This window comes from Cupriavidus sp. 01L45 (assembly GCF_056399885.1).
The window spans coordinates 1-11,872 of sequence record NZ_JBFTSG010000063.1 but is presented as its reverse complement, the minus strand read 5'-3'; the positions used below and the strand labels follow the sequence as shown (position 1 = coordinate 11,872).

Genomic DNA, 11,872 nt, shown 5'->3' with positions numbered 1-11,872 from the left:
GCATTTACCCGAGCGCTGCCCGAATCCACTGTGCCTGAAGTCATGGAGGACGCGCGGTTGACCGCCAAGAATGCCGATAGCGCCGATCCCCTGAACGGTGAGCTGGTCTACCGCATCCACGCCGCGCGCGACGACGAAGGGTTGCGCGGTGTCATCGCGCTGCTGCGCGACCAGTTCTCCGCGGGCACGGCGGTGCTGGCACGGCGGCACCTGGCTGGGGGACAGGGAGCGGTACTGTGCGGCGCGCCGGATGATGCGGCGTTCTTCCGCACCTTCGCGGAATACTCGCCACGCAATCCCTGGTTTCTCTCCAGCAATGCCTACCAGCCGCTGCAGGTGATCGGCGGCGACGACATGCTCAGCAGCAGCGACCTGGTCAGGACGGACTTCTATCATGCGCTGCTGCGGCCCCATCAATACCTGCACCGCCTGTGCGGGGTCGTCGCCCGCGAGGCAGACGTGGTCTATTTCCTTGAGCTGTACCGGCGCGAAGACCAGCGGCGATTCAGCGCAAAGGAAAAGACCGAGTTCCGCGGGCTGCTGGCGCATATGGCGCTGTCGCTGGAGAACCGCTGGCAACGGCACAGCGCCACCGACCTGAGCCAGGCGCTGATGCGCATCATCGACGGCCATCCCAGCGCTACCTTCCTGGTGGAGCAGGACGGACGCATCGTCTATTGCAACCGCAGTGCCCAGGCGCTGTGCGGGCAGGGCAGCGGGCTGTACCGGGACGGGGACTATCTCGCCGCCGTCATGCCCACCGATCACCGTGCCTTGCGCGAGATGCTGGCCGGGCTGGCGCGCGGTGCCGGCGACATGCGCGATGCCCACGCGGGTCATGCCGCGCTGGTGCCGACCCAGGTGCTGTCGGTCTGCGCGCCGGGATTTGCGTTGCCCACCACACTGACGCTGCAGGCCGCCGACGCGTCCTTGCGTACCGGCCTGGGCGAGGAGCGCGCGGTGGTGGTGGTCAGCGCGCGCCGGCAGGGCACGGAGCACGCGCACCACGATTGCCTGTTCGCGCGCCAGTTCAAGCTGAGCGAGGCCCAGGCGCGGGTCAACGCGCTGGTCTTTGCCGGCCACTCGATCGCCAGCCTGGCCGAGGTGCTGCACGTCTCCGATAACACGGTGCGCAGCCACCTCAAGCAAATCTTCCAGAAGACCAACACGCACGGCCAGATGGAACTGGTGCGTTTGCACGCCCAGCACTGCCCGCCGGCCTGAGCGCCCGGACGCGGCAAAACCCTTGCGGGCCGGGGTCCGCGCAGGCCCGCATTGGCGCGGCGCACCATCCTTCCCCGGCGCGAACCGACACGCGTGTTTCGTATCCCGCTTGCGCCGTTGCCTCATGCGCCTGGGTGAACTCGCCTCACCCAGCCGGATGAGACGGAAATCCTCGCCGTGAGGGATTCGCATGAGCACGGCCCAGCATATAGTTGATCCGTCGCCACACGGCAGCGCGCGGCGCCAGGGCCACGAACACGAACACCCAATAAAACAAGACCACCTTACGGGGGAGACACGCCATGCTAGGCCTGACCTTGCTGTACGTCGGAGCAGTGCTATGCCTGAACGGCCTTTGGCTGCTCGGAAAAATTGGCGACCGCGAGATCTGGGTCGTGAATATCTTCGCCGGCGGGGTAACGATGCTGGTGTCGCTGCGGCTCATTTTTGGCGGCGAGGCGGATAGCGCATCGATCAAGGCCGGCGCGCTGACGCTGCTGTTCACCTTCACCTACCTGTGGGTTGCGCTCAACCGCTTCAATGGTGCCGACGGGCGCGGCCTTGGCTGGTTCAGCCTGTTCGTCTCGGTCACGGTGATTCCCGTCGCCATCGACGCGCTGCGCAACGCGAACTCCGTCTGGGACACCTGGTTCGCCTGGTGCTGGGTCGGTTGGGGCGTGCTGTGGTTCCTGTATTTCCTGTTGCTCGCGATGCAGCGCCCCATCCTGAAGTTCACCGGTTTCGCCACGGTCCTGGCAGGCATCGCGACCGGCTGGCTGCCGGGCTATCTGCTGCTGAGCGAGTCATTCAAATAGACAGCAACGGGGCGCGTAATCGCGCACGACGAAGCGGGTTCAGGCAGCCACCACGGCTGCATGGTTTCACGGCCGCAATCCGGCGATTGACCGGATCCACACCAAGGAGACAGGCAAATGGCAGATACCCTTATCAAGGTCGATCTCGCGCAGTCGGCGTACGAGAACGAGAAGGTGCACAACCGCTGGCACCCGGATATCCCGATGGCCTGCTGGGTCAATCCCGGCGACGAGTTCATCCTGGAAACCTACGACTGGACCGGCGGTTTCATCAAGAACAACGAGTCCGCGGACGACGTGCGGGACATCGACCTGTCGATCGTCCACTTCCTGTCCGGGCCGGTGGGCGTGCATGGCGTCGGGCCGGGGGACCTGCTGGTGGTCGACCTGCTCGACGTGGGCGCCAAGCAGGAGAGCCAGTGGGGCTTCAACGGCTTCTTCTCGAAGAAGAACGGCGGTGGCTTCCTGACGGACCATTTCCCGCAGGCGCAGAAGTCCATCTGGGATTTCCACGGCGTCTACACCACGTCGCGCCACGTGCCCGGCGTGCAGTTCGCGGGGCTGATCCACCCGGGGCTGATCGGTTGCCTGCCCGATCCCAAGCTGCTGCAGACCTGGAACGAACGCGAGGTAGGCCTGATCAAGACCGACCCGGACCGCGTGCCGCCGCTGGCCAACCCGCCGTTCGCCGCGACCGCGCACATGGGCAAGCTCCAGGGCGACGGCGCGAAACGGGCGGCGGCAGAGGGCGCGCGCACGGTGCCACCGCGTGAGCACGGTGGCAACTGCGATATCAAGGACCTGTCGCGCGGCTCGCGGGTGTATTTCCCGGTGTATGTGGATGGCGCGGGGCTGTCGGTGGGCGATCTTCACTTCAGCCAGGGCGACGGCGAGATTACCTTCTGCGGCGCCATCGAGATGGCGGGGTGGGTGCACATGCGGGTGAACGTGATCAAGGGGGGGATGGCGAAGTACGGCATCAAGAATCCCATCTTCAAGCCCAGCCCGATCACGCCGACCTACAACGACTACCTGATCTTCGAGGGGATCTCGGTCGATGAAAGCGGCAAGCAGCACTACCTGGATGTCAACGTCGCCTACCGGCAGGCCTGCCTGAACGCGATCGAATACCTGACCAAGTTCGGCTACTCGCGCGCGCAGGCCTACGCCATCCTGGGCACGGCGCCTGTGCAGGGGCATATCAGTGGCGTCGTGGACATACCCAACTCCTGCGCCACGCTATGGATACCGACGCAGATCTTCGACTTCGATATCCGGCCGGAGGCCAATGGACCCACTGTGCATATCAAGGGAGGTGCCGATGTGCTCCTCTCACCCGACCTGGCCTGACGTAGCCTGACGAGCGCCGGGTCGATGTGAAGCGATCTGAAGCAACCGGCGGCCGGCGCGGATTCCCGTATTCGCACGGACCGCGCCGGCCGGTTCCAACCGAGCGGAGACCTGAATGCCCATTTATGAATACGCGTGCGTGGATTGCGGCACCTTCAGCGCGGTGCGGCGCATCGACGATCGCGATGCGCCTCAGGCGTGTCCCGGCTGCGGCCAGGAAGCGCCGCGCATGGTCACGGCGACGATGCTGGCGCTGATGCCGTCGGCCCGGCGTGCCGCGCATGCCGGTAACGAGCGCAGCGCCCATGCGCCGGTCAGTTCGCAGGGGCACCGCCACGGGCCCGGCTGCGGCTGCTCGGGGGGGAGTGCCCGGCTGGCCGGCAAGCCGGACGGCGCCAAGTCCTTTCCCGGCACGCGGCCCTGGATGATCAGCCATTAGCGACGCCATCTGGCGACGGGCTACGCAAGGCACGGATCGAAGGAAGGCAGCAAGCGCGCGGCCTGGCACCCCCGCGGCCGGATTCAGAAGCGGTAGGTCACGCTGCCCACAACGGTCCGCCGCGCGCCGAAGTAGCAGTCGCCACGTGCCAGGCAAGTGGTGACGTATTGCTTGTCGAACAGGTTGGTCAGGTTGAGCGCGACGCGTAGCGGGCCATGGTCATAGGCGAGCATGGCATCGAACAGCGTCACGCCGCTGACCTTGTTCTGGTCCGTGCCGTCGTAGCTCGGGCCGACATAGCGCACGCCGCCGCCGGCGGCGAAGCCCGGCAGTTCGAACAGGTTGAACTTGTAGGTTGCCCACAGCGAGGCCATGTTCGACGGCGTGCTGGCCAGGCGCTTGTCGATTTCGGCGGCGCTGCCTTCGGTCACGCGGGCGTCCAGGTAGGTGTAGCTGGCAATCACGTCGAGCCGGTTCGACAGCGAGGCCGTGGCTTCCACTTCAATGCCGCGCGTACGCGCCTCGCCCACCTGCACGGTGTCCGGCATGCCGTTGACCACGCCGGCGGTCTTGCGGTTCTTTTCCCGCATGTCGAAGGCGGCCACGGTCAGCATGGCGTTCTTGCCCGGCGGCTGGTACTTGATCCCGGCCTCCCACTGGGAGCCGCGCAGCGGCTTGAAGGCCTGGTTGGCCTTGTTGAAACCGGCGAGGCCCTGGAAGGATTCCGAGTAGCTCACGTATGGATTCAGGCCCATGTCGGACTGGTACATCAGGCCGAATCGCTTAGTCAGTTCGTTGTCGTCGCGCGAGGCCGACGGCGTGTTGTCCTGCGATGCGCGCGACCAGTCGTAGCGCAGGCCAAGCATCAGCAGCCACTTGTTCCAGGAGAGCTGGTCCTGGAGGTAGATGCCGGTCTGCGCCTGTGTGCTGGGGTTGAGATCGCGTGTCGATGCCGGCGCGACGAAGTTGCCGTAGACGGGATTGAATACGTTGAGCGGCGCGGCGGTGCCGCCCACGCCGGTGCGGCCGGTAATCTCGGCGTGCTGGTAGTCCAGGCCGGTGAGCAGCCGATGGCCGATGCTGCCCGTCCGGAATGTCGCCTGTGCCTGGTTATCGATGGCAAATGCGTTCAGCGTGGGCTGGTTCAGGTAGACCGTGCGGCGCATCAGCGTATCGCTGCCCGGCACCCAGCCATGCGTCGCGCCGGTAAAGCCCGCCGCATAGATGCTGCGGTAGTCGACCGTGCTGTGCGAATAGCGCAGGTTCTGGCGCACCGTCCAGGTGTCGCTCGCCTTGTGCTCGAACTGGTAGCCGACGGAGGCCTGTTCGGCGGTGTACCGGTCGAAGCCCGGTTCGCTGCTGAACAGGTGATCGGGAATCTGGCCCGCCGGGTTGGAGTACAGCGTCCCGCGCCAGGGATAGAAGCCCACCGACGTGCCGCTTTCATCTCGCTGGAAGTTGGCAAGCAAAGTGAACGACGTGTCGGCACTGGGCCGGAATGTGAGGGAGGGCGCGATCAGGTAGCGGTTGTCCTTGACGTAGTCGACCTGGGTATCGCTGTCGCGCGCAAGGGCCACCAGCCGGTACAGCCACTTGCCGTCGGCATCCAGCGGCCCGGTCAGGTCGGCCTGGACCTGCTTGCGGTTGTAGTTGCCGAACTGCACGCCGATCTCGCGGGCGGCTTCGGCCTGCGGGCGCTTGCTGACAAGGTTCAGGATCCCTCCGACCGCGCCCTGGCCAAACAGCATCGACGACGGGCCGCGCAGCACGTCGATGCGTTCCAGCCCGTAGACGTCGGTGCGCACGTTGTTATAGAAGCCGACCTGGTTGAGCAAACCGTCCTGGTATTGCGTGAAGTCCGTACCGCGGAACTTGCCCCAGTCGCCCCGGTTGTCATTGCCATACGGGCCGGCATAGACGCCGGCGCTGTAACCCAGCGCCTGCTGCACCGACTGGGCGCCTTGCGCTTCGATGCGGTCGCGGGTGATCACGGAGATGGACTGCGGCGTTTCCATCAAGGGAGTGTCGGTCTTGGTCGCTGTCGCGCTGCGTTTGGCCACGAACCCGTGCACCGGGCCGGTCGGCGTTTCGTCGGCGTTGCTGGCCCGCACCGTCACCGCTGGCAGCTCCGCTGCATCCGCCTTGCCAACTGACGGCTGGGCCGCCGGCGCCTGGGCGAAGGCCGTACCGATGGCCTGGAGGCTCAATGCCACGGTGGTCAGGGAAACGGTGTGGCGCCTCCGGCGGGGTTGGCGGAGTGCGGCGCGCTTCGGCATGTTCAGGTTCATCGGTATTTTCAGGATGTTTCGAGACGGCCGGGGAGATGGCGGGAAACCGTTGGCCTGTTGCTTTATAAATAGAAATACAAATCATTATCAATATCGTTTGCATTGTAACTGAATGTGTCGAAAAGAATACAAAGGTGATAGCGCGACAGGGTTATTGGCCTGCCGGCCGCATTGGCTTACCGGCGCGGGCCTGCGCGCGCCCCGGGCTCCCTTGAAGTGGAAGCGGAAAACGCGCGCGAGACGCAGCGCGGCGGCAGACCGCCACTTGCCGCGTCAGCGGGATAGGCAGGCGATCGCGCTGCGCAGGGGGAGGTGGAGCAAGGATGGCCGCGTCGCCCCCGGTTGCCGAAGCCTGACCTCGGTACGAGGCATCGACGAGGCGGAAGGGGGCGTGTCTGGCGAGGCGGTGGCCGTCGCCAGCGCGATTAACGGTGCATGAGCGCGAGCCTTACGAGTTCCACGCTCCGGCTGCCGTTCATCTTGAACTTCAGGGAGGCGACCTGCTTGCGGACCGTGTTCTCGGATACGCCGTTCTGCACGGCGAATTCAGCGGGCGACTGTCCGGCGACGAGGCCGGAAAGCACCTTGGCGTCCGGGGACGCCCGGTGTTCCCTGAAACCGCGGAACCGGCCGTCGCTGGCATGGCCTAGAATTGCCTTGCGAGACCAACGCGTCGCGAGCGGAGGGGGCCGAATGGCACGGTTTTGCAGCAGGCTCATCCAGGCAGGCATGCTTGCCTGCGTGCTCGCGTATTCCGCGTCCGGGCTGGGCGGCGAGGACGTAGCGCTATTGCCCGTCAAGCTCCCGCGGCACGTTGAGATTCAGTTGCCGAAGGGATGGACGCTGTTGTCGGAGGCGCAAAGCCGGGGCCGCGAGGTGACGCTCGATGCCGCGACCGACATCACGCGCCATGCATCGGGGGGGGACCGGCTGAACCTCCTTCACGCCGTGTCGAACCCCAGTGGCCCGTATGCAGCCGTCGTGATCAACTCGATTCAGCCGCCGGGCGTTTCGTTCAGGCAGGTGCGCAAATTCGATGAGGACATGCTCAAGGCGTTCGGCGCAGGCTTCGAACGCTTGATCCGGGATTCGCTCAGGAAGTCCGGCAGGCAATTGCTGTCGATCACCAGTCCGCGACTTGAGACGGTTGGCGGCTGGCCTGCCATTGCCATCAGTTACACTCGAAGCGGCGACCAGGGCACGATTTACGTGCAGCACTTCGACATCTATACGCCAGACCAGGAGCTTCTGCTGATCCTGGCCTGCCGCGACGCGGGGCGCGGCACATGGCTGCCAGTGCTCGAACGGATCACGAAGTCGCTTGTGGCCGGCGAGAACTAGGTCGCCGGACTGATCCGGACGCGCATTCAGGTACCCGCGCACCTTGCGCGGCTGGCTTGCCGCGAACGCCAGGCGGTCGCGCAGCGCATGGGAACTGGCCAGGCACTGACGCGGGCGAGCGTGCATCGGCTTCAGAAGGACGACCAGTCCGAAGCCGATGAGGATGCCGCCGGCGCAGCCGCAGCGCTTGCACGCGGCGCAACCCCCCGCGGCGAGACAGTGACGGCCTTCGGCGCGGGCGCGCGGCTGGCGGCGCTGGCCACGGCCTGGTTGCCCAGCCTGAAGACGGCCACCGTGTCCTTCAACCTGCTGGCTTGCTCCTCCAGCGATTGCGCGGCGGCTGCCGCCTCCTCGACCAGCGAGGCGTTCTGTTGCGTCACTTCGTCCATCTGGCTCACCGCGTGCGCGACGTGGTCGATGCCGCTGTTCTGTTCGACCGATGCGGCGGAGATCTCGCCCATGAGTGCGCACCTCGCCGGCGACGACGGCAAAGCCGCGCCCCTGTTCGCCCGCGCGAGCCGCTTCCACAGCCGCATTCAGCGCCAGGATATTGGTCTCGAAGGCGATGCCCTCGATGATGCTGATGATGTCGGCAATGCGGGTGGAGCTTTCGTTGATCTCGCCCATGGTCGCGACCGCGTTGCGGATCACTTCGCCGCCGTGGTTGGCGGTTTGCGTTGCTGTTGCCGACAGCACCGTGGCCTGGCGCGCGTTATCGGCGTTCTGCTTCACGGTGGTGGTCAGCTCTTCCATGCTGGCCGCGGTTGCTTCGAGCGAGGCGGCCTGCTGCTCGGTGCGCGATGACAGGTTGACGTTGCCCGCGGCGATTTGCCTGGTTGCCGCCGCGATCGTTTCGCTGCCGGTGCGTACCGACAGCACGGTTTGCGCCAGGCCGTCCTGCATCTGGGAGATGCCCGACAGAAGCTGGCCCATCTCATCTTGCGAGCGGATTTCGACCGGCCGGCTCAGATCGCCCGCGGTAGCCGTCCGCGATGGCGGAAAGGCGCTTACGGAGGGCTGGTGTACCAGCGCCGGAGCACCGGAAATCCGCTCTTCAGGGCCTGTTGTCTGCCGGGCAGATCAGGGATGCCCGCGAATCAGGCCATGATGCCGGTCTTCACGCGGCCGGCCCTTCCGGCGGCAGCATCTCGTACACCAGCGCGCGCAAGCGCATGACGGCTGCCGGCAGGTTGGCCTGGCGCATCGCCAGGTGCAGCGGGGCAGTCAGCGACGGGCTGCCGGCAAGCGCGCGGTAGGCGATGTCGTCGCCGCCCAGGCGGCGCATGGAGGCGGGTACCACAGAAACACCAAGGCCTGCCGCCACCAGGCTCAGCGTGGCGGGCAGGCGCGGCGCTTCCTGCGCCACCAGCGGGCTGAAGCCCGCCGCGCGGCATGCGGTCAGGATGGCGTCGTACAGCCCCGGCCCGGCCGGGCGGCGGTAGAGGATGAACGGCTCGCGCGCCAGCGCCGATAGCGGCAAGGCGCCGGCATCCGCTGCCAGCGGGTGCCCGGCCGGCAGCGCGGCCAGCATCGGCTCCTCCAGCACGGCATCGAGCAACAGCCCGGTGGTGCTGCCCACCGGCGAGCGCACGAAGGCCGCGTCGAGCCGCTCATGCAGGATCGCGTCCACCAGTTCGCTGGTGCCGGCTTCCTCCAGCGTGACGGCAACGCCCGGCACGCTCTCGCGAAACCTGCGCAGCACGGCGGGGACGAAAGGGTGCGAGGCGGCGGAACTGGTGAAGCCGACGGCGAGCCGCCCTTGCTCCCCGGCCGCGGCACGGCGCACCACCTCGGCCACGCCTTCGGCTCGCGCCAGCACCGCGCGGGCTTCCTCCAGCAACGCCAGCCCGGCCTCGGTAGGCCGCACACCACGCGGCAGGCGCCGCATCAGCAATACGCCGAGTTCGGCCTCCAGGCCGCGCAACAAGCGCGTGAGCGGCGGTTGCTGCATGCCCAGGCGCTCGGCGGCGCGGGTGACGTGTCCTTCTTCGGCCAACGCGACGAAGGCGCGCAGCCGGCGTAGCTCGATCATTGCGATACTCTCAGGGTATGGATTTTGTACTCAGGATGCATTGGAAATCATAGCAGTTCGGGCCTATGCTGACGGCGTGAATCGCATCGCGCTGGAGCACGGCCATGCAGCAAGACAGGGTTGGAGGGCAGGATCAGGCCGGGGATGCCGGTTTGCCTGCCGCGTCGCATGCAGGCAATCTGCTGGAATTCCTGGCCTGGCTGGCAGCCGGGCCGCGCACCTATGCCGACACCATGGAGGCATGGCGCACTTCCTGCCCGCGGCTTTCCGCGTGGGAGGACGCGAACGCGGCCGGCCTGGTCGACATGGAGTGCGCGGCGGGCGTGCCGCGCGCGCAGGCTGTGGTCCTGCTCACCGCGAAGGGCAAGGCCGTGCTGCGCCGGGCGAGGCCGCCATCGGCGTGAAGAACGCCAGCGTATCGACGCATTCACCAAGCACCGGAACCGAACCCGCAAAGGAGCAGCAATGACTTGGTCAGCCAGGCAGTACGTGAAATTCGAGAACGAACGGACCCGTCCGGTCCGGGACCTGCTGGCCGCCGTGCCAGGGCGCGAGCCGCGCGTGGCGGTGGATATCGGCTGCGGCCCGGGCAACTCGACCGAGGTGCTGGCCGCGTGCTTTCCCGGCGCCCGCGTGACCGGGCTGGACAGCTCGGCCGACATGGTCGAGGCCGCGCGCAAGCGGCTGCCGGAGCTGAAGTTCGAAGTCAGCAGCATCGAAACCTGGGACGACCCGGGACCCTACGATGTGATCCTCGCCAACGCCGTGCTGCAATGGCTGCCCGACCACGCGCGCCTGCTGCCCGCGCTCGCCGCCAAGCTGGCGCCGGGCGGCAGCCTGGCGATCCAGGTGCCGGACACGCTGGACACGCCGGCGCACCGCCTGATGCGCGACGTCGCCGCCGACGGCCCGTGGGCCGGCAAGCTGGCCGCCGCCGCGCAGGCGCGCACCGCACTGCCGGGCGCGGCCTGGTACTACGCGCTGTTGCGCGCGCACTGTGCCACGGTCGATGTGTGGCACACCACTTACCATCACGCGCTGGCGGATGGCCCGGCCGCGATCGTGGAGTGGTTCAAGGGTACCGGCCTGCGCCCGTTCCTGGATCCGCTGGACGAAGCGGAGCGGGCGGCCTACCTGGAGCGCTATACGGCGGAAGTGGCGCGAGCCTATCCGCCGATGGCGGACGGCTCCGTGCTGCTGCCGTTCCCGAGGTTCTTTATCGTGGCGACACGTTAGCGGTGAAACAGGCGGGCTTCAGCGGCCCGCTGTCAGCTTGCATTTGGTAGCTGGAGCGAGGACTACGATCGGTTTTTCATCAACCAAAGCGGACGAAGGCACATCGACGATATCCTCATGCACCGTGACAGGCATGACGACCGTGTAAGTCCGCCAATCCAGCCACGCGTAGCCGGTCGCCGACATCGCAGCGAGGAACGCGAACACGAGAACCGGGACGGCAACCAACAGCGTCTGCGCTCCGGTTGCGGTTGGCGCATGTTGCCCAAGGAATATAGACCCTGGCAGACCGCATATCGGCGGCGGCAGCTGAAGGCATGCCGTTAGGTTACTGGCGCTGGCGTGACTTCGCCGGTTTGCTGGCGTTGGCTTTGACTAGTCCGCCGATCATTTTCCTGATCGAATAGATGGACACGATCGGCTCGTGCCCAATACCTCGATCCTCGGCGATGACGCCCGCATTTAACAGACCGTGCTCCGGTCACGGCAACCCGGTCGGCACATTGTTCGCCAATCGGTGCCGAACACCATTCAAAAAATGGGTGCCTGCCGCGCCGGCCGGGACTGGTCCCCGTTACAGCTCGCTAAAGATGGCTCGGTCCCGCAGGTAGCCACCGCCCTCCCGCCGCGTGTTGGTCTGGCTCACGATCACCCAGTCGCGCAGGTCTCCGACATCCGCATCGGTCTGCACCGGGAAGACGGCGCCAATCTCGGCCTTGCAATTCGGCCCCTGGTCAACCTCCGGCGGCGTCATCCGGCGGTCGATCCAGGCCCGGTTTTCCTTGTAGATCTTCAGCTCGAACCCGCTGAGCGGCCGGTTGGCCGCATGCTTGCGGCACACATTCTCGATGGCCGTGTTGCGATCGAGCTCGGTCACGGCCCCTGCCATGTAGAAGCCCGCCAGCGAGTCATGCATGTGGTCCTCGAACAGCGCATGGCAGCCATCCGGCGGCGGCACAGGATCTTCAAAGTGCGACATCGCAGCGGTCTCAAACGGCGTCAACGCTTTGGCCATATTGGCGGCGAGTACCTGCATCAGGTTGGCCCCGGCACGCTCCTGGGGCGACAGCATGAGCGGGTTGCGATCCCCATAAGGGGAACGATGATGGGGCGCGGCCCGGTATCGCACCAGCACCAGGTCGCCCTT

At 66.5% G+C, this 11,872-nt stretch carries 11 protein-coding genes and 2 pseudogenes; 7 read left to right on the top strand and 6 right to left on the bottom strand.

Translation table 11 applies throughout. The annotated features are described in order from the left end of the window. Nucleotides 1-30 precede the first annotated feature (30 nt). The 4 genes from AC1DT6_RS33295 (at nucleotide 31) to AC1DT6_RS33280 (ending at nucleotide 3,828) form a co-directional block, all read left to right on the top strand. Nucleotides 31-1,224, top strand: coding sequence for a LuxR C-terminal-related transcriptional regulator (locus AC1DT6_RS33295; protein ID WP_477111498.1), 1,194 nt, complete (start codon nucleotides 31-33; stop codon nucleotides 1,222-1,224). 302 nt (nucleotides 1,225-1,526) lie between these two features. After that, nucleotides 1,527-2,039 (top strand): AmiS/UreI family transporter, encoded by a 513-nt coding sequence (locus AC1DT6_RS33290; protein ID WP_035873613.1) that lies wholly within the window; start codon nucleotides 1,527-1,529, stop codon nucleotides 2,037-2,039. A gap of 117 nt (nucleotides 2,040-2,156) precedes the next feature. Further along, nucleotides 2,157-3,389, top strand: a complete 1,233-nt coding sequence (gene fmdA, locus AC1DT6_RS33285) for a formamidase (protein WP_035873612.1) — start codon at nucleotides 2,157-2,159, stop codon at nucleotides 3,387-3,389. Between the two features lie 115 nt (nucleotides 3,390-3,504). Beyond that, the gene (locus AC1DT6_RS33280; protein WP_441630740.1) at nucleotides 3,505-3,828 is read left to right on the top strand and encodes an FmdB family zinc ribbon protein; all 324 of its coding nucleotides are present in this window, start codon (nucleotides 3,505-3,507) and stop codon (nucleotides 3,826-3,828) included. A gap of 83 nt (nucleotides 3,829-3,911) precedes the next feature. Here AC1DT6_RS33280 and AC1DT6_RS33275 read toward each other — a convergent pair whose 3' ends face one another. Continuing rightward, nucleotides 3,912-6,116, bottom strand: a complete 2,205-nt coding sequence (locus AC1DT6_RS33275) for a TonB-dependent siderophore receptor (RefSeq protein ID WP_441630738.1) — start codon at nucleotides 6,114-6,116, stop codon at nucleotides 3,912-3,914. 425 nt (nucleotides 6,117-6,541) lie between these two features. Further along, nucleotides 6,542-6,847 (bottom strand): LuxR C-terminal-related transcriptional regulator, encoded by a 306-nt coding sequence (locus AC1DT6_RS33270; protein WP_477115262.1) that lies wholly within the window; start codon nucleotides 6,845-6,847, stop codon nucleotides 6,542-6,544. Here AC1DT6_RS33270 and AC1DT6_RS33265 point away from each other — a divergent pair. After that, nucleotides 6,846-7,457, top strand: a complete 612-nt coding sequence (locus AC1DT6_RS33265) for a hypothetical protein (protein WP_441630734.1) — start codon at nucleotides 6,846-6,848, stop codon at nucleotides 7,455-7,457. The genes AC1DT6_RS33270 and AC1DT6_RS33265 overlap by 2 nt on opposite strands. Before the next feature lie 131 nt (nucleotides 7,458-7,588). On the opposite strand, the pseudogene AC1DT6_RS33260 reads toward AC1DT6_RS33265, so the two are convergent. Continuing rightward, a pseudogene (locus AC1DT6_RS33260) lies at nucleotides 7,589-8,483 on the bottom strand (methyl-accepting chemotaxis protein); the annotation flags it as partial. 91 nt (nucleotides 8,484-8,574) lie between these two features. Further along, nucleotides 8,575-9,489 carry a LysR family transcriptional regulator gene (locus tag AC1DT6_RS33255; protein ID WP_441630733.1) on the bottom strand — a complete coding sequence of 305 codons (915 nt, stop codon included), beginning with the start codon at nucleotides 9,487-9,489 and terminating at the stop codon, nucleotides 8,575-8,577. A 104-nt stretch (nucleotides 9,490-9,593) separates the two neighbouring features. Between AC1DT6_RS33255 and AC1DT6_RS33250 the strand changes: the two genes are divergently transcribed. Continuing rightward, on the top strand, nucleotides 9,594-9,893 hold the full coding sequence (locus AC1DT6_RS33250) for a hypothetical protein (RefSeq protein ID WP_441630731.1): 300 nt from the start codon (nucleotides 9,594-9,596) through the stop codon (nucleotides 9,891-9,893). A gap of 61 nt (nucleotides 9,894-9,954) precedes the next feature. Beyond that, a complete protein-coding gene (gene tam, locus AC1DT6_RS33245) occupies nucleotides 9,955-10,725 on the top strand; it encodes a trans-aconitate 2-methyltransferase (RefSeq protein ID WP_045239950.1) in 771 nt (256 codons plus the stop codon). Between the two features lie 18 nt (nucleotides 10,726-10,743). On the opposite strand, the gene AC1DT6_RS33240 is transcribed toward tam, so the two are convergent. Further along, nucleotides 10,744-10,953, bottom strand: a complete 210-nt coding sequence (locus AC1DT6_RS33240) for a hypothetical protein (RefSeq protein WP_441630729.1) — start codon at nucleotides 10,951-10,953, stop codon at nucleotides 10,744-10,746. A 346-nt stretch (nucleotides 10,954-11,299) separates the two neighbouring features. Beyond that, nucleotides 11,300-11,872 (bottom strand): annotated as a pseudogene (locus AC1DT6_RS33235) (hypothetical protein); the annotation flags it as partial.

Excerpts from the sequence above, each read along its gene's own strand:
- AC1DT6_RS33280 (WP_441630740.1), top strand. The coding sequence starts at position 3,505 with ATGCCCATTTATGAATACGCGTGCGTGGATTGCGGCACCTTCAGCGCG.
- AC1DT6_RS33275 (WP_441630738.1), bottom strand. The coding sequence starts at position 6,116 with ATGAACCTGAACATGCCGAAGCGCGCCGCACTCCGCCAACCCCGCCGG.
- AC1DT6_RS33265 (WP_441630734.1), top strand. The coding sequence starts at position 6,846 with ATGCTTGCCTGCGTGCTCGCGTATTCCGCGTCCGGGCTGGGCGGCGAG.
- tam (WP_045239950.1), top strand. The coding sequence starts at position 9,955 with ATGACTTGGTCAGCCAGGCAGTACGTGAAATTCGAGAACGAACGGACC.
- AC1DT6_RS33290 (WP_035873613.1), top strand. The coding sequence starts at position 1,527 with ATGCTAGGCCTGACCTTGCTGTACGTCGGAGCAGTGCTATGCCTGAAC.
- AC1DT6_RS33270 (WP_477115262.1), bottom strand. The coding sequence starts at position 6,847 with ATGCCTGCCTGGATGAGCCTGCTGCAAAACCGTGCCATTCGGCCCCCT.
- AC1DT6_RS33250 (WP_441630731.1), top strand. The coding sequence starts at position 9,594 with ATGCAGCAAGACAGGGTTGGAGGGCAGGATCAGGCCGGGGATGCCGGT.
- fmdA (WP_035873612.1), top strand. The coding sequence starts at position 2,157 with ATGGCAGATACCCTTATCAAGGTCGATCTCGCGCAGTCGGCGTACGAG.
- AC1DT6_RS33255 (WP_441630733.1), bottom strand. The coding sequence starts at position 9,489 with ATGATCGAGCTACGCCGGCTGCGCGCCTTCGTCGCGTTGGCCGAAGAA.